The 21,416-nt window shown below is 68.5% G+C and carries 15 protein-coding genes and 1 tRNA gene; 5 read left to right on the top strand and 11 right to left on the bottom strand.

Translation table 11 applies throughout. The features are described 5' to 3' along the window. The first annotated feature begins 353 nt into the window (after positions 1-353). The 5 genes from OG798_RS31615 to OG798_RS31595 are packed head-to-tail and all read left to right on the top strand — an operon-like array spanning position 354 to position 6,725. Entirely contained in the window at positions 354-1,199 is an 846-nt protein-coding gene (locus OG798_RS31615) for a hypothetical protein (protein WP_328758055.1), read from the top strand. Beyond that, positions 1,196-3,352, top strand: a complete 2,157-nt coding sequence (locus OG798_RS31610) for a hypothetical protein (RefSeq protein ID WP_328758054.1) — start codon at positions 1,196-1,198, stop codon at positions 3,350-3,352. The genes OG798_RS31615 and OG798_RS31610 overlap by 4 nt, the downstream gene beginning before the upstream one ends. Before the next feature lie 24 nt (positions 3,353-3,376). Next, positions 3,377-4,735: a PE-PGRS family protein gene (locus tag OG798_RS31605; protein WP_328758053.1), complete on the top strand. Its 1,359-nt coding sequence runs from the start codon at positions 3,377-3,379 to the stop codon at positions 4,733-4,735. After that, a complete protein-coding gene (locus OG798_RS31600; RefSeq protein WP_095853116.1) occupies positions 4,732-5,235 on the top strand; it encodes a Pycsar system effector family protein in 504 nt (167 codons plus the stop codon). Before OG798_RS31605 ends, OG798_RS31600 begins: the two co-directional genes overlap by 4 nt. 26 nt (positions 5,236-5,261) lie before the next feature. After that, entirely contained in the window at positions 5,262-6,725 is a 1,464-nt protein-coding gene (locus tag OG798_RS31595) for a M48 family metalloprotease (protein ID WP_328758052.1), read from the top strand. 91 nt (positions 6,726-6,816) lie between these two features. Here the strand turns inward: OG798_RS31595 and OG798_RS31590 are convergent, their stop codons facing one another. The 11 genes from OG798_RS31590 to OG798_RS31540 all read right to left on the bottom strand — a co-directional run bounded on the left by OG798_RS31590 (position 6,817) and on the right by OG798_RS31540 (position 21,306). Then, on the bottom strand, positions 6,817-10,716 hold the full coding sequence (locus OG798_RS31590) for a DNA-directed RNA polymerase subunit beta' (RefSeq protein ID WP_095853118.1): 3,900 nt from the start codon (positions 10,714-10,716) through the stop codon (positions 6,817-6,819). A 114-nt stretch (positions 10,717-10,830) separates the two neighbouring features. Next, positions 10,831-14,316 carry a DNA-directed RNA polymerase subunit beta gene (rpoB, locus tag OG798_RS31585; protein WP_095853119.1) on the bottom strand — a complete coding sequence of 1,162 codons (3,486 nt, stop codon included), beginning with the start codon at positions 14,314-14,316 and terminating at the stop codon, positions 10,831-10,833. A 638-nt stretch (positions 14,317-14,954) separates the two neighbouring features. Further along, positions 14,955-15,338, bottom strand: a complete 384-nt coding sequence (gene rplL / locus OG798_RS31580; protein ID WP_067367157.1) for a 50S ribosomal protein L7/L12 — start codon at positions 15,336-15,338, stop codon at positions 14,955-14,957. A 125-nt stretch (positions 15,339-15,463) separates the two neighbouring features. Continuing rightward, entirely contained in the window at positions 15,464-15,994 is a 531-nt protein-coding gene (rplJ, locus tag OG798_RS31575) for a 50S ribosomal protein L10 (protein WP_060901499.1), read from the bottom strand. Between the two features lie 360 nt (positions 15,995-16,354). After that, entirely contained in the window at positions 16,355-17,206 is an 852-nt protein-coding gene (locus OG798_RS31570) for a DUF1396 domain-containing protein (RefSeq protein ID WP_328760103.1), read from the bottom strand. A gap of 168 nt (positions 17,207-17,374) precedes the next feature. Then, a complete protein-coding gene (locus tag OG798_RS31565; RefSeq protein ID WP_267062584.1) occupies positions 17,375-18,313 on the bottom strand; it encodes a hypothetical protein in 939 nt (312 codons plus the stop codon). Between the two features lie 155 nt (positions 18,314-18,468). Next, positions 18,469-19,194, bottom strand: coding sequence for a 50S ribosomal protein L1 (rplA, locus tag OG798_RS31560; RefSeq protein WP_060901502.1), 726 nt, complete (start codon positions 19,192-19,194; stop codon positions 18,469-18,471). Positions 19,195-19,288: 94 nt separating this feature from the next. After that, positions 19,289-19,723 carry a 50S ribosomal protein L11 gene (gene rplK, locus OG798_RS31555; protein ID WP_095853122.1) on the bottom strand — a complete coding sequence of 145 codons (435 nt, stop codon included), beginning with the start codon at positions 19,721-19,723 and terminating at the stop codon, positions 19,289-19,291. A gap of 168 nt (positions 19,724-19,891) precedes the next feature. Further along, entirely contained in the window at positions 19,892-20,767 is an 876-nt protein-coding gene (nusG, locus tag OG798_RS31550; RefSeq protein WP_095853123.1) for a transcription termination/antitermination protein NusG, read from the bottom strand. Between the two features lie 77 nt (positions 20,768-20,844). Continuing rightward, positions 20,845-21,126 carry a preprotein translocase subunit SecE gene (secE, locus tag OG798_RS31545; protein ID WP_067367170.1) on the bottom strand — a complete coding sequence of 94 codons (282 nt, stop codon included), beginning with the start codon at positions 21,124-21,126 and terminating at the stop codon, positions 20,845-20,847. Positions 21,127-21,233: 107 nt separating this feature from the next. Then, positions 21,234-21,306, bottom strand: a tRNA-Trp gene (locus tag OG798_RS31540). Positions 21,307-21,416: the final 110 nt, after the last annotated feature.

The following is a 21,416-nucleotide window of genomic DNA, read 5'->3' as shown; positions in this document are numbered from 1 at the left end:
GCCGCTCCCCGCCCGTCCTGGCCCGCATTTTCAGCCCGTCCGGCGATTGACGACGAGACCGTTCAGGCCGAAACGGGGCCTGGGGGCGCAGCCCCTGGCGGGGGTTCGGGGGCGGAGCCTCTGGCGGAGGTCCGGAGGCACAGCCCCTGGCAGGGCGCCGGGGGCACAACCCCGCCGGGGGCCGGGGGCGAAGGGGCGGAGCCCCTGGGGATGGGACGGGTAGGGGCGGCGGGGGCGAGGGACCGGCCGTTCTGTGTACGCCGTCACACTCCGACTGCGTCATCCGCCCTCACGCCACCACAACCCCGCCCGCCACTCTGCTGCCACTGCCGCACCACCTGCGAAAGGCGACCATGACCGACCCCGTGAGCCGGACGATCCTGTTGCTCGACATCGAGAAGTACAGCGACCGGGACGACATCGAGCAGGCGTACCTGCGGCGCATGCTGTACGACGTCGCCGACCGCACCCTGGAGCGCGCCGGCATCGACGAACGCCTGCGCCTGCGCGCCGACCGGGGCGACTCCGTGATGGAGCTGATCGACGCCAACGCCTCCGTCACCGCACTGCTGCGCGCCCTGCTCACCGAGGTCCCCACCCAGCTGCACGCGGTCAACCGGATGGCGTCCAGCTCGGCGCAGATCCGGCTGCGCGGCGTCGTCGCCACGGGCTACGTCGCCGTGGACGAGCACGACGGCTGGGTCGGCTCCGACCTCAACCACGCCTGCCGCCTCCTCGACGCCCAGCTGCTGCGCGCGGCCCTGCGGGAGCGGAGAGACGACTTCGCCCTGTGCGTCTCGGAGAGCGTGCACACGGGGATCGTGCGGCACGGTCACGCGGGCATCCCCGCGGACGACTTCCACGCGGTGACCGTGGACAGCAAGAACGGCCCGCTGCGCGCCTGGCTGCACGGCCCGGTGCCGGGGGCCGACGCCGACCACAGTGAGAAGGGGGGAACCTCGGTGCCGGGCGCCAGCTCGGGGGAGCGTCCGGCACCGAGGCGGGACCAGCCCGGGGCCCAGGCGCCCGAGGCCCGCGCGGCCCGGCCCTCCGCCCCTCCCGCGGGCGCCGTCTTCCACTTCGACGGAGGCGCCCCCACCTTCGGCGGCAGCCTCGTCGGCGGCGACCAGCACGGCGTGTCGGGCGGGCAGGTCACCGGAGACGTCCACCTCGGCGGGTCCGGGAGTGAGTCGGCGTGACGGTGCCTCCCCCCACGTCGCCGGCCCCCGACGACGTACCCCCGAACGACGTACACCCGGCCCCCGAACCGGACACCCGGCGCCAGGACGCGGAGGCGGAAGGAGAGGCGGAACAGGAGCGGACGCAGGAGGCGCGCGCGGCTCAGCGCGAGCTCTTCGCGCACACCCCGGGGTTCATCCTCGGCTCGGCCGCGTCCTTCGGCGGGAGTCTGGTCGGCGGCGCCCAGCACGGCGTGTCCGGCGGCGAGGTCGCCGGTGACGTGTTCATGGGCGGCAAGACGGAGATCCACCACCACGGCTCGGCGGCTTCGGCGACGTACGCCTCCGGAGAGATCCCACGGCGCCACCTCGAAGACCTGGACGCCGTCTTCGTCGAGAGCCCCTCCTTCGCCGCCGCCCTGGACCGGCTCCGCGAAGAACGCGTCCTCGTCCTCGCCGGCGCCCACGCCACCGGCCGCCACGCCGCCGCGCTGATGCTCCTGCACCGTCTGGGCGTGCCCGCCGTGCACGCCCTCTCGCCGGAGACGAGCCCGGCGACCCTGAGCGCCCCGCTCACCGCACCCGGCGGGCACGTCCTGCGCGATCTGCCGCTGAGCCGCAACCGGCCGCTGCGCGACACCCATCTCTACGCGGCCCGCGACCAGCTCAAGAAGGTCGACGGGTATCTGGTGGTGACGGTCGAGAACTCGCCCTTCCTGCTGGGTGCCACCGCCTCCGTCTGGCAGCCGCCGGAGGCGTCGGCCGTCGTCCGCGCGTATGTGAGCAGGCACCGCGCGCAGGACACCGACGGCCTCCTCGCCCTCGCCCCGGTGCGGGACTTCCTCGCCCGGGGGCACCATCAGCCCGCCGAGGCGGCCGAGTTCGCGAAGGAGGTGGCGGGTTACGACGGCGGCGAGGCGGCCGCGGCCCGGCTCGCGGAGTTCGGGCAGGCGGCCGTGGAGCAGCAGTGCCGGGAGTGGCTGAGCGACCCCGAGTCCACGCTGCGCGACAAGGCCTTCCTCATCTCGCTCGCCGTCTTCGACCGGGCGCCGTACGTCCTCGCGGCCGAGCTCGCGGACAAGCTGTTCGTGCACTTCCAGCGCTTGCAGCACCCCGAGGAGCCGCCGGAGATCCCGGTGTTCGGGCTCGCCGCCGAGACCCGGCTCGCGCGGGCCCGCGCCGAGGGGGAAGTGCGGAACGAGGCGACCGAATGGGGCCCGGTGCCGCAGTTCACCGCGTTCTTCCGGAAGGAGAACACCCCGCGCGCCCTGCTCACCGAGGTGTGGACGGGACATCCCTCGGCCCGGCCCGCGCTGATCGCCTGGCTGAGGGAGCTGGCCCGCGACGGGCGTCCCGTCGTACGGACCCGGGCCGCCGCGGCCACCGCCCTGCTCACGCTCGCCGACCTGCCCTCCGCGGTCGCGCTGCTGATCGACGGCTGGGCGGTGTCGAAGACGTTCGGCCCCCGCGTCACCGCCGCGAACACCCTCACGCTCGCCCAGCTCCTCGACGCGCCCGTCGTCCTGCGCCTGCTCACCCAGTGGTGCACGGACTCCCACCCGGCCCGCCGCTGGACCGCGATCCGCGCCTTCGGGCTGCTCGCGCCGCTGCGCCCGGACCTGGTGGCCCCGGCCCTGAGCGCCCTCGCGACCCTGGCCCGCGCCGACAACAGCAGCCCGGCCGAGGCGGCCAACCTGATCGAGTCCACGGCCCTGCTGCTCTCGGTGGGCCTCAGGCGCGGCGAGATGCTCTCCGAGCTGGTGCGGCTGCTCCACCACGACACCCCCGCGGTCCGCGCCCTGGCACTGGGCGCCTTCGTACTGGCGTGCGACAACGCCGAGGAGGGCGCGCTCGTCGAGTGGTACGCCGGCGACGGCATGTACCAGGCGGACTCGGCCCGTGACCTCGCCACCCTCTGGCGCACCGCCCTCGGCGACCGCGCCCACACCCGGGGCGCCCTGAACGCCCTGCACACCTGGGTGTACGTGGCCGAGCGCCGCCCTGACGCGGCCCAGGCCCTGGAGCTGCTGCTGCCCGCGCTGGTCGTCACCGCGGACGACCACAAACGCCTCAGCCACGAACTGCGCACCCTGCGCGGCCGGGACGGCGGCCCGCGTCCGCCCCTCGCCGACCGTCTGCTCGCCGCACTGCGTCCCCCCGTCCCGACAGCCTGACACAGAGTTACGAGGAGTTGACCCATGGCGGAATTCCGCCGCCCGCCGGAGTGGCAGCAACAGGCCGACCGGCACACCATGCTGATCGACCCGGTGCTCACCGTGCGGCCGATCTCCCGTTTCGACTACACGGCCCGGCGGCCGGTCTCCGCGATCGACCACGCACTGGTGTTCGCCACCGCGGGCGGCGGCTACGACGCGTACATGCCCCCGCACCGGCCGAGCCGCACGGACGCCGCGACCCGCCGCTACACCTCGGTCTACGAGGTCGACATGGGCAGCCACCCGGTCCAGCTGGAACTCGAACTGCCCAGCGACGACGACGCGTTCTCGTTCGGCGCCATCGCCGATCTGACCTGGCGCGTCTCGGACCCGATCGCGTACGTGGCCGGCGGCGAACGCGATGTGCCCACGCGGCTCACCCGTGAACTCCACCAGCTGGCGCGACCGGTCAGCCGCCGGTTCTCCATCGAGGACAGCCGGGACGCCGAGGCCGAGGTCCAGTACGCGGTCGAGAGCGGCGTCTTCGCCGACGGCATCGGGCTCGCGGTCACGTGCGCGGTGCGGCTGCGCCTGGACGACGACGCGATCGCGCACAGACGGCGCAAACGGGCGCTGCGCTACGAGGCCGACATGCTCGACCCCGAGCACGAGTACCGGCTGCGCCAGGCCCAGCAGCTGCACGAGCTGGAGGTGCTGCGCCAGTACCAGTCGCAGGAGCTGATGGCCCAGAAGATCGCCTTCTACCAGCACCACCTGCAACACGGGGGTGTCGCCCAGTGGGCCTTCCACCTCGCCGCGCACCCCGAGGACACCCGGATGGTCATCGGCGCCCTCCAGAAGGACCAGCTCTCCGCCATCGAGAGCCAGCTGGAACTGATCGCCGGAGACACCCTGGAGGACTATCAGAAGGCCGAGTCGGCCCGCTCCACCCTGCGCGTCGTCAAGGAACTCAACAGCCGCCAGGAGCCCCCGCCACAGCCCCCGGTTCCCGGCCGACCGGCGCCGCCGCCCGGGGGCGTACCGCAGCAGCCGTACGACCCCTCGCAGCCGCAGCCGTACAACCCCCCACCGCCGTACGGGGCCGCCGCCCAGCCCTACGGCGGCGCTCCGGTCCCCGGCGGCGTACCGGGCGCCCCCTACCCCCCGCCGGGGCCGCCCGTGTCCCACCAGCCGTACGTCCCGCCCGCGCCCGGAACCGTGCCGCCGGGGCCGTACCAGGCCGAGCCCCCGGCCGCGCCCGCCGCCGGGAACCCGTACGACCAGGCCCCGCCGCCCCCGGCCGTGGCTCCCACGCCCGTCATCCCGCCCGCGCCCTCCGCCTATCCGCCGCGCCCGCCCTCGCCCCCAGCGCCGGAGTCCTCCGAGACGGGCCCGGAGTGACCACCACCGCTCCCGGCACCGGAACCGCCGAACGGCTGTTGGAGGAGCTGCGGGGCGAGATCGCCCGGGCCGACAGCAAGGCGTCCGTGCTCGTGGCGGCGCTCGGGATGACGGCGGGGGTGTTCAGCGGGCTGCTGGCCGGGCGGAACTGGTCACCGAGCTCGCTCTCCGCACCCGGTACGGCCGTCTGGTGGAGCGGCGCCCTGGCCCTCGCCTTCGCCCTGTTCGCGCTGCTGCTCGCGGTGCTGCCCCGGTACCGCGCCAGTTCATGGGCCCCGGGCCGGCCCCTCTGTTTCTTCGGCGACATCCAACAAGCCGTACGTGAAGGTCAGTTGGCGACCGCTCTCGCCGACACCGACCGCGACCCCGCCGCCGGACTCACCGCGGCGCTCACCGAGACCAGCCGCATCGCCGCCCGCAAGCACCAGTGGATCCGTACCGGCCTGATCGCCTTCTGCGCGGGCACGGTGCTGCTTCCCGCCGGGCTGCTCATCGGCTGACGTCCCCATCCTGAAGGAGCCCCACCTTGTCCTACCCACCAGACCCGGCTGCCCCGGAGCCCGGCCCCGTCTACCCGGACCCCCCATACCCGGGCACACCCTCGCCCCCGTACCCCGGGGCCGCCTCGCCCCCACCTCCGTACCCCGGGGCCACCGCCCCCTCGCCCCCGTACCCCGGGGCCACCGCCCCCTCGCCCCCGTACCCCGGGGCCACCGCCCCCTCGCCCCCGTACCCCGGGGCCGGCGCTCCCCCGCCCCCGTACCCCGGAGCCGCCGCCCCCTCGCCCCCGTACCCCGGAGCCGCCGTTCCGCCCGCGTACCCGCAGACCCCCGCGCCCCCGTCCTATCCGGGCGGCGCACCCCAGTACCCGGGGGCCGGGGCCGCACCTTCGTACCCCGCGGCGCCGCCCGCCTACCCGGGGGCCACGCCCACGTACCCGAACGGCCCGCAGCCCACTGCCACCGCACCGCCGTACATCCCGCAGCAGACGCCCCCCGCCCCCACACCCGCAACACCGCCGGAGGCCCCCGCACCCGACGACCTCGACTACCGTCACGCGGGCTCCCGCATCCACGTGGCCGCGCACCAGCGCGGTGCCGACGCCACCGCGATCGGGCAGCTGGCGGTCCAGGTGCCGGGCTTCCTGGTCAGCCTCGCCGTGGTCGCCGCGTTCGCCGTGGGAATACTCGGCACGGCCATGGGCTGGCTGGTCATCCTCGCCTGGCTGGCCTCCGGGGCGCTCGTCTTCCACCGGCCCACCGAGCTGGCCTTCGCCCGGCACGTGATGAAGCTCAGGGCGCCGCTCGCCGAGGAGCGGGCCCGTCTGGAGCCGATCTGGCGCGAGGTCACCGCCCGAGCGGGCATCGAGGCGCACACGTACGAGCTGATGGTGGAGAACAGCACGGACCTGAACGCCGTGGCGGCCGCCGGCCATGTCGTCGGCGTCACGACGTACGCGCTGAACGAGATCCCCAGCAGCAACCTCGCCGCCGTACTCGCCCATGAACTCGGCCACCACACCGGCGGTCACGCCTGGACGGGCCTGCTTGGCTACTGGTACTCGCTGCCCGGCCGGATCGCCTGGGCCTTCATGCGGGGCATCGCCAGGATCGCGATCCGGGTCGCGAGCGTCTTCTCGCTCGCCGCGACCGGGATGGTCTACCTCTTCATCGGGATGTTCGTGATCGGCGGGTTCGTCGCCGCCTGGTACATCACCGTGCCGCTCGTCGTCGCCCCCTATCTGCTCGCCTACGTGGGTCGCCAGGGCGAGCTGCGTGCCGACCGGCAGGCGGCGGACCTCGGCTTCGCGCCCCAGCTGGCACAGGTCCTGTACCACTTCCAGGCCCAGGAGGACGCCGTGAAGGCGCAGGCCGCGGCGCAGGGCAAACAGCTCAAGGAACCGGGCGGCCTGGCCAGGCTGCTGACCACCCACCCGGACAACCACACCCGGCTGCAGGCCCTGGAGCCCTACCTCCAGCTCGGCCGCTGACCACGGACCACGACCGGCACCGGACAACGCCGAAGGGCGGCCACCCCGTACGAAACGGAGTGGCCGCCCTTCAGTACTTCAGACGTACGCCTTACTGGTTGTACGGACCGTAGTCGTAGTCCTCCAGCGGGACGGCCTGGCCGGAGCCGGTGCCGAACGGCGAGTAGTCGATGTCGTCGTAGCCGACGGCCGAGTACATCGCGGCCTTGGCCTCTTCGGTCGGCTCGACCCGGATGTTGCGGTAGCGGGACAGACCCGTACCGGCCGGGATGAGCTTACCGATGATGACGTTCTCCTTGAGGCCGATCAGGGAGTCGGACTTGGCGTTGATCGCCGCGTCCGTCAGAACCCTGGTCGTCTCCTGGAAGGACGCCGCCGACAGCCACGACTCGGTCGCCAGCGAGGCCTTGGTGATACCCATCAGCTGCGGACGGCCGGAGGCCGGGTGGCCGCCTTCCTGGACCACACGACGGTTCTCGGTCTCGAACTTCGAGCGCTCGACCAGCTCGCCGGGCAGCAGCTCCGCGTCGCCCGACTCGATGATCGTCACCCGGCGCAGCATCTGCCGGATGATGATCTCGATGTGCTTGTCGTGGATCGACACACCCTGCGAGTTGTAGACCTTCTGGACCTCGCCGACCAGGTGGACCTGGACGGCACGCTGACCCAGAATGCGCAGCACGTCGTGCGGGTTGGTGGCACCCACGGTGAGCTTCTGGCCCACCTCGACGTGCTCGCCCTCGGACACCAGGAGCCGGGCACGCTTCGAGATCGGGAACGCCGTCTCGTCGCTGCCGTCGTCCGGGGTGACCACGAGCTTCTTGGTCTTCTCGGTCTCCTCGATCCGCACGCGGCCGGAGGCCTCGGAGATCGGGGCGACACCCTTCGGCGTACGAGCCTCGAAGAGCTCGACGACACGGGGCAGACCCTGGGTGATGTCGTCACCGGCCACACCACCGGTGTGGAAGGTACGCATCGTCAGCTGGGTACCGGGCTCACCGATGGACTGGGCGGCGATGATGCCGACCGCCTCACCGATGTCGACCAGCTTGCCGGTGGCCAGCGAACGGCCGTAGCACATGGCGCAGGTGCCGACGGCCGACTCGCAGGTCAGGACCGAACGGGTCTTGACCTCCTCGATGCCGTGCTTGACCAGCTCGTCGATGAGAACGTCGCCGAGGTCGGTGTTGGCCGGGGCCAGCACCCTGCCGTCGACGGTGATGTCCTCGGCCAGCGCACGTGCGTACACGCTGGTCTCGACGTTCTCCGTCTTGCGCAGCACGCCGTCCTCGCCGCGCTCGGCGATGGCCAGACGCAGACCACGGTCGGTGCCGCAGTCCTCCTCACGGATGATGACGTCCTGCGAGACGTCCACCAGACGACGGGTGAGGTAACCCGAGTCGGCGGTACGCAGGGCGGTGTCCGCCAGACCCTTACGGGCACCGTGCGTGGAGATGAAGTACTCCAGCACGGACAGACCCTCACGGAACGACGCCTTGATCGGACGCGGGATCGTCTCGTTCTTGGCGTTCGACACCAGACCGCGCATACCGGCGATCTGACGCATCTGCATCATGTTTCCTCGGGCACCCGAGTCGACCATCATGAAGATGGGGTTCGTCTTCGGGAAGTTCGCGTTCATCGCCTCGGCGACCTCGTTGGTCGCCTTGGTCCAGATCGCGATGAGCTCCTGAGTGCGCTCTTCCTTGGTGATCAGACCGCGCTCGTACTGCTTCTGGACCTTCTCGTCCTGCGCCTCGTAGCCCTTGACGATCTCCTTCTTCGCCTCGGGAACGACGATGTCGGAGATGGCCACGGTGACGCCGGAGCGGGTGCCCCAGTAGAAGCCCGCCGCCTTCAGGTTGTCGAGCGTCGCCGCCACGATGACCTTGGGGTAGCGCTCGGCCAGGTCGTTGACGATCTCGCCGAGCTGCTTCTTGCCCACCGAGTAGTCGACGAACGGGTAGTCCTCGGGCAGCAGCTCGTTGAAGAGCGCGCGGCCCAGAGTCGTACGGAGGCGGAAGGTGTCACCCTGCTGCCACTCGGGCTCGCCCTCCTCCTGCGCCGGCGGGGTCCAGCCGCGCGGCGGGATGGTGCCCACCGGGAAGCGGATGTCGACGGCCGACTGGAGCGCGAGCTCCCCGGCGTCGAACGCCATCGTCGCCTCGGCGGTCGAGCCGAAGGCACGGCCCTCGCCCTTGACGTCGCGCAGCTCGCCGTCCGTGGTCAGGAAGAACAGACCGAGGACCATGTCCTGGGTCGGCATCGTGACCGGGCGGCCGTCGGCGGGCTTGAGGATGTTGTTCGAGGACAGCATCAGGATGCGGGCCTCGGCCTGCGCCTCCGCGGAGAGCGGCAGGTGGACGGCCATCTGGTCACCGTCGAAGTCCGCGTTGAACGCGGTGCAGACGAGCGGGTGGATCTGGATGGCCTTGCCCTCGACCAGCTGCGGCTCGAAGGCCTGGATGCCGAGGCGGTGCAGCGTGGGCGCACGGTTCAGCAGAACCGGGTGCTCCGCGATGACCTCTTCCAGGACGTCGTACACGACCGTGCGGCCGCGCTCGACCATCCGCTTGGCGCTCTTGATGTTCTGCGCGTGATTCAGGTCGACCAGGCGCTTCATCACGAACGGCTTGAAGAGCTCCAGCGCCATGGCCTTGGGCAGACCACACTGGTGCAGCTTCAGCTGCGGACCGACGACGATCACGGAACGCGCGGAGTAGTCCACACGCTTGCCGAGCAGGTTCTGACGGAATCGACCCTGCTTACCCTTCAGCATGTCGCTGAGGGACTTCAGCGGACGGTTGCCGGGGCCCGTGACGGGGCGACCACGACGGCCGTTGTCGAAGAGCGCGTCGACGGCCTCCTGAAGCATGCGCTTCTCGTTGTTCACGATGATCTCGGGGGCACCGAGGTCAAGGAGTCGCTTCAGACGGTTGTTGCGGTTGATCACGCGGCGGTACAGGTCGTTCAGGTCGGAGGTCGCGAAGCGGCCACCGTCCAGCTGCACCATCGGACGAAGGTCCGGCGGGATGACCGGCACGCAGTCGAGCACCATGCCCTTGGGGCTGTTGCTGGTCTGCAGGAACGCGGAGACGACCTTGAGGCGCTTGAGCGCACGGGTCTTCTTCTGGCCCTTGCCGGTGCGGATGATCTCGCGGAGGCGCTCGGCCTCCTCGTCGAGGTCGAAGGACTCCAGGCGCTTCTGCAGCGCCGCGGCACCCATCGAACCGTCGAAGTACGTGCCGAAGCGGTCACGCAGCTCGCGGTAGAGGAGCTCGTCACCCTCAAGGTCCTGGACCTTCAGGTTCTTGAAGCGGGTCCACACCTCGTCGAGACGGTCGATCTCGCGCTGCGAACGGTCACGCAGCTGCTTCATCTCACGCTCGGCACCCTCGCGCACCTTGCGGCGCACATCGGCCTTGGCACCCTCGGCCTCGAGCTCGGCCAGGTCGGTCTCGAGCTTCTTGGCGCGGGCCTCGAGGTCGGCGTCGCGACGGTTCTCGATCTGCTGACGCTCGACGGAGACGTGCGCCTCCAGCGAGGGCAGGTCGCGGGTGCGGCGCTCCTCGTCGACGAACGTGATCATGTACGCCGCGAAGTAGATGACCTTCTCGAGGTCCTTCGGGGCGAGGTCGAGCAGGTAGCCCAGACGCGACGGAACGCCCTTGAAATACCAGATGTGGGTGACGGGAGCGGCCAGCTCGATGTGGCCCATCCGCTCACGACGCACCTTGGCGCGAGTGACCTCGACGCCGCAGCGCTCACAGATGATGCCCTTGAAGCGGACACGCTTGTACTTACCGCAGTAGCACTCCCAGTCCCGGGTCGGGCCGAAGATCTTCTCGCAGAAGAGTCCGTCCTTTTCGGGCTTGAGGGTGCGGTAGTTGATGGTCTCGGGCTTCTTGACCTCGCCGTGGCTCCACTGACGGATGTCGTCAGCGGTGGCCAGACCGATCCGGAGCTCATCGAAGAAGTTGACGTCGAGCACTATGCGTCAATCCCTCTCAGGGTTGTAAGTCTTAGGGGTCTGATACGGGGGTCCTGGGGCCGGCGGGCCTTGGTCACCTTTTCCACAGGCGGTCAAGGCCCGGCCGGACTCCCGTCAGACCTCTTCGACGCTGCTCGGCTCGCGCCGGGACAGGTCGATGCCGAGCTCCTCCGCCGCGCGGAAGACGTCCTCGTCGGTGTCACGCATTTCGATGGACATACCGTCGCTGGACAGCACCTCCACGTTGAGGCAGAGAGACTGCATCTCCTTGATGAGCACCTTGAAGGACTCGGGGATGCCGGGCTCGGGGATGTTCTCGCCCTTGACGATGGCCTCGTAGACCTTCACGCGGCCGGTCACGTCGTCGGACTTGATGGTCAGCAGCTCCTGGAGGGCGTAAGCGGCGCCGTACGCCTCCAGCGCCCACACCTCCATCTCACCGAAGCGCTGGCCACCGAACTGAGCCTTACCACCCAGCGGCTGCTGGGTGATCATCGAGTACGGACCGGTCGAGCGGGCGTGCAGCTTGTCGTCGACCAGGTGGTGGAGCTTGAGGATGTACATGTAGCCGACCGAGATCGGCTCCGGGAACGGCTCGCCGGAGCGGCCGTCGAACAGCGGCGCCTTGCCGGACGGAAGCACCATGCGCTCGCCGTCGCGGTTCGGGATCGTGTGCTGCAGCAGACCCGCGAGCTCGTCCTCACGCGCACCGTCGAAGACGGGGGTGGCGACGTTGGTGCCCGGGGCGACCACGTCGGCCTCGATGGCCTGCAGTCGCTGCGCCCAGTCGTCGGCGAGACCGGAGACGTCCCAGCCGCGGCTGGCGAGCCAGCCGAGGTGGATCTCCAGGACCTGTCCCGGGTTCATTCGGGACGGCACACCGAGCGGGTTGAGGATGATGTCGACCGGGGTGCCGTCCTCCAGGAACGGCATGTCCTCGATCGGCAGGATCTTGGAGATGACACCCTTGTTGCCGTGACGGCCGGCGAGCTTGTCACCGTCCGTGATCTTGCGCTTCTGCGCCACGTAGACACGAACCAGCTGGTTCACGCCCGGCGGCAGCTCGTCGCCCTCTTCACGGTCGAAGACGCGGACGCCGATGACCTTGCCGATCTCGCCGTGCGGCACCTTCAGCGAGGTGTCGCGCACCTCGCGCGCCTTCTCACCGAAGATCGCGCGGAGCAGGCGCTCCTCCGGGGTCAGCTCGGTCTCACCCTTGGGCGTGACCTTGCCGACCAGGATGTCGCCGGCGACGACCTCGGCACCGATGCGGATGATGCCGCGCTCGTCGAGGTCGGCGAGGACCTCTTCGGAGACGTTCGGGATGTCCCGGGTGATCTCCTCGGGGCCGAGCTTGGTGTCACGGGCGTCGACCTCGTGCTCCTCGATGTGGATCGAGGAGAGGACGTCGTCCTGCACGAGGCGCTGCGACAGGATGATCGCGTCCTCGTAGTTGTGACCCTCCCACGGCATGAACGCCACGAGCAGGTTCTTGCCGAGCGCCATCTCGCCGTTCTCGGTCGCCGGACCGTCGGCCAGAACCTGACCGGCGACGACCCGGGCGCCCTCGTCCACGACAACCTTCTGGTTGACGGAGGTGCCCTGGTTCGAGCGGGAGAACTTGTGCAGGCGGTACGTGGTGTACGTGCCGTCGTCGTTGGCGGTGGTGACGTAGTCCGCGGAGACCTCCTGGACCACACCGTCCTTCTCCGACTTCAGGACGTCACCGGCGTCGACCGCACAGCGGTACTCCATGCCGGTGCCGACCAGCGGCGCCTCGGACTTGATGAGCGGCACGGCCTGACGCATCATGTTCGCGCCCATGAGGGCACGGTTGGCGTCGTCGTGCTCGAGGAACGGGATCATGGCGGTCGCGACCGACACCATCTGGCGCGGCGAGACGTCCATGTAGTCGACGTCCTCACCGGGGACGTAGTCGACCTCTCCGCCACGACGGCGGACCAGGACGCGGGACTCCTCGAAGCGGAGCTCGTCCGTCAGCGGCGCGTTGGCCTGCGCGATGACGAACCGGTCCTCTTCGTCGGCCGTGAGGTAGTCGACCTCGTCGGTGACGACACCGCCGGTGACCTTGCGGTACGGCGTCTCGACGAAACCGAACGCGTTGACCCGGCCGTAGGAGGCGAGCGAGCCGATCAGGCCGATGTTCGGGCCTTCGGGGGTCTCGATCGGGCACATGCGGCCGTAGTGCGAGGGGTGCACGTCACGGACCTCGAAGCCGGCCCGCTCACGGGAGAGACCACCCGGGCCAAGAGCCGACAGACGGCGCTTGTGGGTGAGACCCGACAGCGGGTTGTTCTGGTCCATGAACTGCGACAGCTGGCTGGTGCCGAAGAACTCCTTGATGGAGGCGACGACCGGCCGGATGTTGATCAGGGTCTGCGGCGTGATCGCCTCGACGTCCTGGGTCGTCATGCGCTCGCGGACGACGCGCTCCATACGAGCCAGACCCGTGCGGACCTGGTTCTGGATGAGCTCGCCGACGTTGCGCAGACGACGGTTGCCGAAGTGGTCGATGTCGTCCGTCTCGACAACGATCTGCGTGCCGTTGTCACCGACGGTCTCGGTCTCACCGGCGTGCAGCTTCACCAGGTACTTGATCGACGAGATGATGTCCTCGACGGTCAGGATGCCGGCGTCCAGCGGGGCCTCGCCGCCCAGCTTCTTGTTGACCTTGTAACGGCCGACCTTCGCGAGGTCGTAGCGCTTCGGGTTGAAGTAGAGGTTCTCCAGAAGCGTCTGCGCGGCCTCGCGGGTCGGGGGCTCGCCCGGACGCAGCTTGCGGTAGATGTCGAGCAGAGCGTCGTCCTGGCCCTGGGTGTGGTCCTTCTCCAGGGTGGCACGCATGGACTCGTACTCGCCGAACTCCTCGAGGATCTGCTCGGTCGTCCAACCGAGAGCCTTCAGGAGAACGGTGACGGACTGCTTGCGCTTGCGGTCGATGCGGACACCGACCATGTCACGCTTGTCGATCTCCATCTCCAGCCAGGCACCCCGGGACGGGATGACCTTCGCGGAGAAGATGTCCTTGTCGGACGTCTTGTCGATGGAGGAGTCGAAGTAGACGCCCGGCGAGCGGACGAGCTGCGACACCACGACACGCTCGGTGCCGTTGATGACGAAGGTGCCCTTGTTGGTCATGAGCGGGAAGTCGCCCATGAAGACCGTCTGGGACTTGATCTCGCCGGTCTCGTTGTTGGTGAACTCGGCGGTGACGAAGAGCGGGGCCGCGTACGTGAAGTCGCGGTCCTTGCACTCGTCGATGGAATTCTTCGGAGGCTCGAAGCGGTGGTCCCGGAACGTCAGGGACATCGACCCGGAGAAGTCCTCGATCGGGGAGATCTCCTCGAAGATCTCCTCCAGACCGGACTTCGTGGGGACGTCCTGTCCGTTGTCCAGAGCCGCCTCGACACGAGCCTTCCACGCGTCGTTGCCGAGCAGCCAGTCGAAGCTCTCGGTTTGCAGCGCAAGAAGGTTCGGAACCTCGAGGGGCTCCTTGATCTTTGCAAAGGAGATGCGCAGCGGGGCGGTGCTGGCGCCGTTGTTCGTATTCGCGGTCGAGGCAGTGCGCGAGGCGGCCAAGAGGGGGTCCTTCCGAGGGCTCGGACTCACTACGCGCGTACCGGCCCCCCACTGTGGGCACAGAGACAGTCCGTTCCCGATTCAGCCAAAAGGCCAGGTCAGGGATGATCTAGTCATCGGTGCTCACGCGAGGGCATGCCCCTGGTGACGGGCAGGAGGCAGCTAACAGGCAGCGCAAAGGGTCAGTGTAGCCACTAGGCCCACTGATGTCCAGTCCCGGTTTTTTGAGACCATCGTTGTTCTCAACACCTGCGGCAAGCCACGCCCTCAATGCACATCGATACTGCCCTCTTCGCCACCGATCCATGCCTCGGATCCGGATCGTTGTGACGACGCGTCCTGAGAATTGCGCGCTGCGTGCGGTTCGTCAAGGCCCCCCATGCCCTAAGCAAGTGCCGCGATCGTCACGTGCAACCTGTCTTGCAGCCCGCCTTGCAGCCCGTCACGGGCTCGGCCGGAGGCAACAACGAAGATCACCATACTCGTCGCCACCGACAGTGCAAGGCAGCCGCCACCGGACCCCAGGAACGCCGAAGAGCGACCACCCAGTTGGGTGATCGCTCTTCAGTGCGTCAGCGTTACAGGCGCACTAGTGGACCTGTATCAGCTCGCGAGGGGCCCTCAGCGGGCCCGTGGGACTACTTGACCTCGACGGAGGCGCCGGCGCCCTTGAGGGACTCGGCAGCCTTCTCGGCGGCCTCCTTGGCGACCTTCTCGAGAACGGGCTTCGGGGCGCCGTCCACGAGGTCCTTGGCCTCCTTCAGACCCAGGGAGGTCAGCTCACGCACGACCTTGATGACCTGGATCTTCTTCTCGCCGGCACCCGTGAGGATGACGTCGAACTCGTCCTGCTCCTCGACGGCCTCGGCAGCGGCGGCGGGGCCGGCCGGACCGGCAACGGCGACCGCGGCGGCGGCGGTGACGTCGAACTTCTCCTCGAACGCCTTCACGAACTCGGAGAGCTCGATGAGGGTCATGTCCTCGAACTGCGCGAGCAGGTCTTCCTGGCTGAGCTTCGCCATGATGGGCGATCCTTCCACTTATTCGGCTGGTGCCGGGATGTACATGTGAGGCGGGCGTACTTTCGGCCCGCTGCGACCACTGCCTAGGCGGAACTGCTCAGGCGGCGGTCAATGCGCGAGCCGAATTACTCGGCACCGCCCTGCTCGGCCTGCTTGGCACGAAGAGCGTCCACGGTGCGGACGAGCTTCGAGGGGAGCGCCTGGAAGAGCTGGGCAGCCTGAGTCTGCTTGCCCTTGAAGGCACCCGCCAGCTTGGCGAGCAGAACCTCGCGGGACTCGAGGTCCGCAAGCTTCTTGATCTCGTCGGCGGACAGCGCCTTGCCGTCAAGGACACCGCCCTTGATGACGAGGTTGGGGTTGTCCTTGGCGAAGTCACGAAGACCCTTCGCGGACACCACCGGGTCACCGGTGATGAACGCGACCGCCGTCGGACCGTTGAACAGGTCGTCGAGCGTGGAGATCCCGGCCTCGTTGGCCGCAATCTTGGTCAGCGTGTTCTTCACCACGGCGTACTGGGCGTCTTCACCGAGCGAACGACGCAGCGTCTTGAGCTGCGCCACGGTGAGACCCCGGTACTCGGTCAGCACAGCGGCGTTCGAGCTGCGGAACTGGTCCGCGAGCTCGGCTACCGCGGCAGCCTTGTCGGGCCTTGCCATAGAGCGTCGGCCTCCTTCCGGGTGATGAGGACCGCTCAGAAGGGGCTGGGCAAAACGAAACGCCCCGGCGCAGGCGCACGGGGCGTAGCTCGACCGGTACGTCCGCAAGCTGGGCAAGCGAACTCCGGGAGCACATCCACGGTCACCTACGCGGGTCGTCCGCAGTTTCAGCGGATCCTTCGGCCGCCCTGCCCTCTTGCGAGCACAAGGCAACGACCAGCGGTCTTTGGCTTCTGGGGAACAGTACGTGACGGGGTCGCTGTCAAGCAAATCCGCTCGACAGCGCCTCGTCCCGGCACTCGACGGCGCCTCGGCTCAGCGCCCCACGGCGCCTCGTCTCAGCGGCGGTTCAGTGCCGGATCAGCCCTTCTGGGCGTCCTTCATCAGCTGCGCGAGGTCGACGGTGTCCTTGGCGGGCGGGGCCTTCACCGTCACCGGCTTGTTGTAGTCGAGGAAGACCATGGTCATGTCGAGCGGGCCCTTGTCGGAGGCGGCGCGCACCCGGACCTGCTTGGTGTGGTCGTCCGGCCCGACCCACATGTCCATCGTGAGCTTGTCGGCGCCCAGCTCCTCGTACTGCTTCAGGCTCTTCTCGCGCTTGTCCCGCGTCGCCTTGTCCTTCTTCTTGAGCTCGGCGCGGAGTTCGTCGAGGGTGACCGTGCCGTTGTAGTGGGTGGTCTGCACGCCGTCGATCTTCTCGGTGCCGACCTTCTTCACGTCCTTGGAGCCGGTCAGGTAGGTGGACTCCTGGGACGGGTCCTGGTCGGCCTGGTCGGAGAGCTTGCTCGCGTCGATGCCCGCGGAGCCGTCGGCGCCCTTGGCCATCCCGGAGATGTCGAACTTCATCCAGCTCTTGCCGTCCATCTCCTTGGCGGCGGCCGCGCCCCCGCCCAGGTACATCGCCCCGTCGACGACCCGGATCTCCATCTTGCCGTCGGCGCCCTGGTCGAGAGCGGTCATCTTCATGCTCATGGCCAGCGGCTTCATGCTCATCGACGCCTGGGCCTCGACGCGGCCCGTCTCCGGGACCTTGCCGGTCATCCGGTAGCTGAGCGAGGTGATGGCCTCGCTGTTCTTCGCCGCCTTGGCCACGGCCGCCGCGGGCGTCATCTTCGGCGACTCCTCGCCCTTCGCACAGGCGACGGCGCCACCGCCGAGGACCAGGGCCGCGAGCGCGGCTCCCGCCACTCCATGCCGTACGGAGTCACGCACAAAAAACATCAGGATCCCCCCAGGGAACACATGAGCGATACACAGACTGCGCCAGCAGCGTAGCCCAGGGAGGTTCCAGCGGTCTCGTGAATTCTTTTGAGTTTCTTGGTACTTCAGTTGCTTGGTACGTGAGCTTCTTGGCGCCTGGCCCTCCAGGCGCCCGGAGCCTCAGCTCGTGGTGTCCGACGACCCGCTCGAAGTGTCGCCGCTGCCCGGCGTCAGGCCCTGTGTCTTCAGCAGGTCCTTGAAATCGGTCGTGTCGCTCGCCGGGGGCGCCACGGCGGCGACCTTCACTCCGTAGTCGCTGTAGTACGTCGTGGAGGACATCGTGCCGCTCGACAACTCGCCCTTGGAGACGGCCTTGACGAGCAGGTCCTTGCCGTTGACCCAGATGTCGACGTCCTCCGTCGTGATGCCGGCCTGGGTGAACTGCTTCTTGAGGTCGGCGAGTTGGCTCGCGGTGAGGTGGGAGCTCTTGGCCGCGAGGTCCGAGACGTTCACCGTGCCCGCGTAGTGCGTGGTCTTCTCGCCGCGGACCGTCTCGTCGCCGACCTTCTTCACATCGCCGGAGGCCAGCAGGAGCTTCACCGACTGGTTCGGCGAGCTGTTCTGCATCTGGTCCTTCAGGAACGCGCCGGAGCCGCCCGCGATCTTCGCCAGGTCGTCGTACGCGTACCTGATCCAGTGCTTGCCGCCCGTCTGCTCGGCGAACGCCTCGCCCATCTTGGCGTAGTAGGCGTCCGACAGATAGCGAGCCTGCATGGAGGTGCTGCCCGTCTTGCGCATCGCCTCGGCCATCGTGCCGCCGGTGTACGTGATCGTCATGTCACCGGTGAGGCCTCCGCCCCAGCCCATGGAGCCGTCCGACTTCATGGACATCAGCGTGCCCAGGCTCGTCGTGGACTCGATCCTGGCGGAGTCGGCGCCGTCGGTGGACTTCTCGGCCGACTGCAGGGCCGCTATGGGGCTGACGCGAGTCGTGTCCTGGGCCGCCTTGTCGTCCTTGCCGGAGCCTCCGGAGGAGCCCGAGGAACAGGCGGCCACCCCCGCCAGCGCGCTCACCAGCGCGATCGAAAGGGTCACTCGGCGCACGCTCGTGCTCTTCATTTCGTCCCACCCCTATGCGAATCCTGAGAGCTGCACGCTAACGCAGCCCACTGACACACGTATCCGGGAATGGAGACGGGCCCCGCACCTCGAAAGGTTGCGGGGCCCGTGCCAAGAACGCGTATGCGACGCGGTCACCGTGGTGAGCGGAAGGCTCAGACGGCGGCCGGGTCCTCCTCGACGAGGAGGTTGCGGGTGCGGTTCGGGTCGACCGGAACGCCGGGGCCGATCGTGGTGCTGATCGCGGCCTTCTTGATGTAGCGACCCTTGGCGGCGGACGGCTTCAGACGAAGGATCTCGTCCAGCGCGGCGCCGTAGTTCTCCACCAGCTTGGCCTCGTCGAAGGAGGTCTTGCCGATGATGAAGTGCAGGTTCGAGTGCTTGTCGACGCGGAACTCGATCTTGCCGCCCTTGATCTCGGTCACGGCCTTGGCCACGTCCGGGGTCACGGTGCCGGTCTTCGGGTTCGGCATCAGACCACGCGGGCCGAGGACACGGCCCAGACGGCCGACCTTGCCCATGAGGTCCGGGGTGGCGACGACGGCGTCGAAGTCCAGACGGCCCTTCGACACCTCGTCGATGAGCTCGTCGGAGCCGACGATGTCGGCGCCCGCGGCGAGTGCGGCCTCGGCACGGTCACCGGTCGCGAAGACCAGGACCCGGGCGGTCTTACCGGTGCCGTGCGGGAGGTTCACGGTGCCGCGGACCATCTGGTCGGCCTTGCGCGGGTCTACACCCAGGCGGAAGGCGACCTCGACGGTGCCGTCGAACTTGCTCGTGGAGGTCTCCTTGGCGAGACGGACGGCCTCGAGCGGGGCGTAGAGCTTCTCCCGGTCGATCTTGGCGTCCGCAGCGCGGAGAGACTTGCTGCGCTTGCTCACTACTGCTCCTGATGTGTTCTGAGGAGTCGTGGTACGGACCGAGCAGGCCCTGCCACGTGCGGCTCGCGCCGCATGATTCCTACGAAGGTGGGTGTCAGCCCTCGACCGTGATGCCCATGGAACGGGCGGTGCCGGCGATGATCTTCGACGCGGCGTCCAGGTCGTTGGCGTTGAGGTCGGGCATCTTCGTGGTGGCGATCTCGCGGACCTGCGCCTGGGTGATCTTGGCGACCTTGGTCTTGTGCGGCTCGCCGGAGCCCTTCTCGACACCCGCGGCCTTGAGGATCATCTTGGCGGCCGGCGGAGTCTTGGTGACGAAGGTGAAGGAGCGGTCTTCGTAGACCGTGATCTCCACCGGGATGACCCAACCGCGCTGCGACTCGGTCGCGGCGTTGTAGGCCTTGCAGAACTCCATGATGTTGACGCCGTGCTGGCCCAGCGCCGGGCCGACCGGCGGAGCCGGGTTGGCCGCGCCGGCCTGGATCTGGAGCTTGATAAGCCCCGTGACCTTCTTCTTCTTGGGAGGCATGTGCTCTCTCCGGGTCCTAGTGAGAGTTTTCAGCTTCCGCCCGGTTCATCCGGATGGAGGCATACCGCACAACGATAACGGGTATCCATGCGCGGCCAAAAACCGAGCAGGTCAGACGGGCTGCGTGAGCCCGTCTGACCTGTTCGGAAGACGTACGTCCAGAAGCTGCTAGTTCTTCTGGATCTGGTCGAACGAAAGCTCGACCGGGGTCTCGCGACCGAAGATCTCCACCAGGCCCTTGACCTTCTTGGAGTCGGCGTTGATCTCGTTGATGGTCGCCTGCAGCGTGGCGAACGGGCCGTCCGTGACGGTGACCGAGTCGCCGACCTCGAAGTCCAGCACCTGGACCTCGACCTTGCGCTGCGGAGCGGGCTTGCCCTCGGCCTCGGCGGCCTCACGGGCGGCCTTCTCCTCGGCCTCCGGGGCGAGCATCTTGACGATCTCGTCCAGCGTCAGCGGGTACGGGTCGTAGGCGTTGCCCACGAAGCCGGTGACACCGGGAGTGTTGCGAACGACACCCCAGGACTCGTTCGTCAGGTCCATGCGGACCAGGACGTAGCCCGGGAGCTTGTTCTGCTTGATCGTCTTGCGCTCGCCGTTCTTGATCTGCGCGACCTCTTCCTGCGGCACCTCGGCCTGGAAGATGAAGTCCTCGACGTTCAGCGAGACGGCGCGCTGCTCGAGGTTGGTCTTCACGCGGTTCTCGTAACCGGCGTAGGTGTGGATGACGTACCACTCGCCGGGGAGCGTGCGCAGCTCCTCGCGCAGTGCGGTGACGGGGTCGACGGGCTCGGCCTCTTCTTCGGCCTCTTCCTCGTCGCTCTCTTCGGCGTCTTCAGCGAGGGCCTCGTCGGGAACGTCCTCGTCCTCGACGTCCTCACCGGACTCGTCCTCGACGTGCAGGGCCGCTTCCTCGGCGGGCTCGCCGGTGGCGGCATCGGCAGCCTCGAACTCGTCCACGACGTCCGCGCCCTCGACGATGTCGAGCTCGTCGTCAACGGACTCGACCGACTCGCTGGCATCGTTCAGGTTCGGGTCAGACACGGTGGCTGCTTCTTCCTGGATACATGGGGGTGGAACGCGCGAAAGGGGCGCCGGTGACGGCGCCCTTCGCTCTCGGCTCAGCCGAAGACGTACTTGGCGGCGTGGTTGAGCCCATAGTCAATCACGGTCACCAGGCCAATCATGATGACGACGAAGACAATCACCACTGTGGTGTACGTCGTCAGCTGATTGCGAGTCGGCCAGACGACCTTGCGGAGTTCCGCGACGATCTGGCGGTAGAAAGTGGCAAGGCGCTTCAGCGGGCCCTTCTTGGCACGCTTACCACCCTTGCGGGCCTTCTTCTGAGACTCTGGCGCCTCGGCATCAGGCATGTCGATGGAGCCCACGGCGTCCGTCACTCGTCCTCACCTGATTCCGGGTCGTGGCCGTGCCGCGCCCGGTTGAGCCGCACGGCGGTGCATTGCAGTACGTACATGCGCACACATCCTGGCGAAGGTGTGTGTAGCAGGGCCGGAGGGACTTGAACCCCCAACCGCTGGTTTTGGAGACCAGTGCTCTACCAATTGAGCTACGACCCTTTGTTTTCCCCAACGTACCGCATCCACCCGGATGCTCGGTGTGCATCGGATGAGTGCGGCCGGTGAAGGCCAACGAGGTGAGAGTGTACGTGGTCCGGGGCCGGTCGTCG

Origin of the sequence: Streptomyces sp. NBC_00271 (genome assembly GCF_036178845.1) — a bacterium.
GTDB lineage: Bacteria > Actinomycetota > Actinomycetes > Streptomycetales > Streptomycetaceae > Streptomyces.
This window is presented reverse-complemented; position numbering and strand designations above follow the sequence as displayed.

Bases quoted from the DNA above. Each gene is read 5' to 3' on its own strand.
- OG798_RS31605 (WP_328758053.1), top strand. From the start codon at position 3,377: ATGGCGGAATTCCGCCGCCCGCCGGAGTGGCAGCAACAGGCCGACCGG.
- OG798_RS31565 (WP_267062584.1), bottom strand. From the start codon at position 18,313: ATGAAGAGCACGAGCGTGCGCCGAGTGACCCTTTCGATCGCGCTGGTG.
- rplJ (WP_060901499.1), bottom strand. From the start codon at position 15,994: ATGGCAAGGCCCGACAAGGCTGCCGCGGTAGCCGAGCTCGCGGACCAG.
- OG798_RS31615 (WP_328758055.1), top strand. From the start codon at position 354: ATGACCGACCCCGTGAGCCGGACGATCCTGTTGCTCGACATCGAGAAG.
- rplL (WP_067367157.1), bottom strand. From the start codon at position 15,338: ATGGCGAAGCTCAGCCAGGAAGACCTGCTCGCGCAGTTCGAGGACATG.
- rplK (WP_095853122.1), bottom strand. From the start codon at position 19,723: ATGCCTCCCAAGAAGAAGAAGGTCACGGGGCTTATCAAGCTCCAGATC.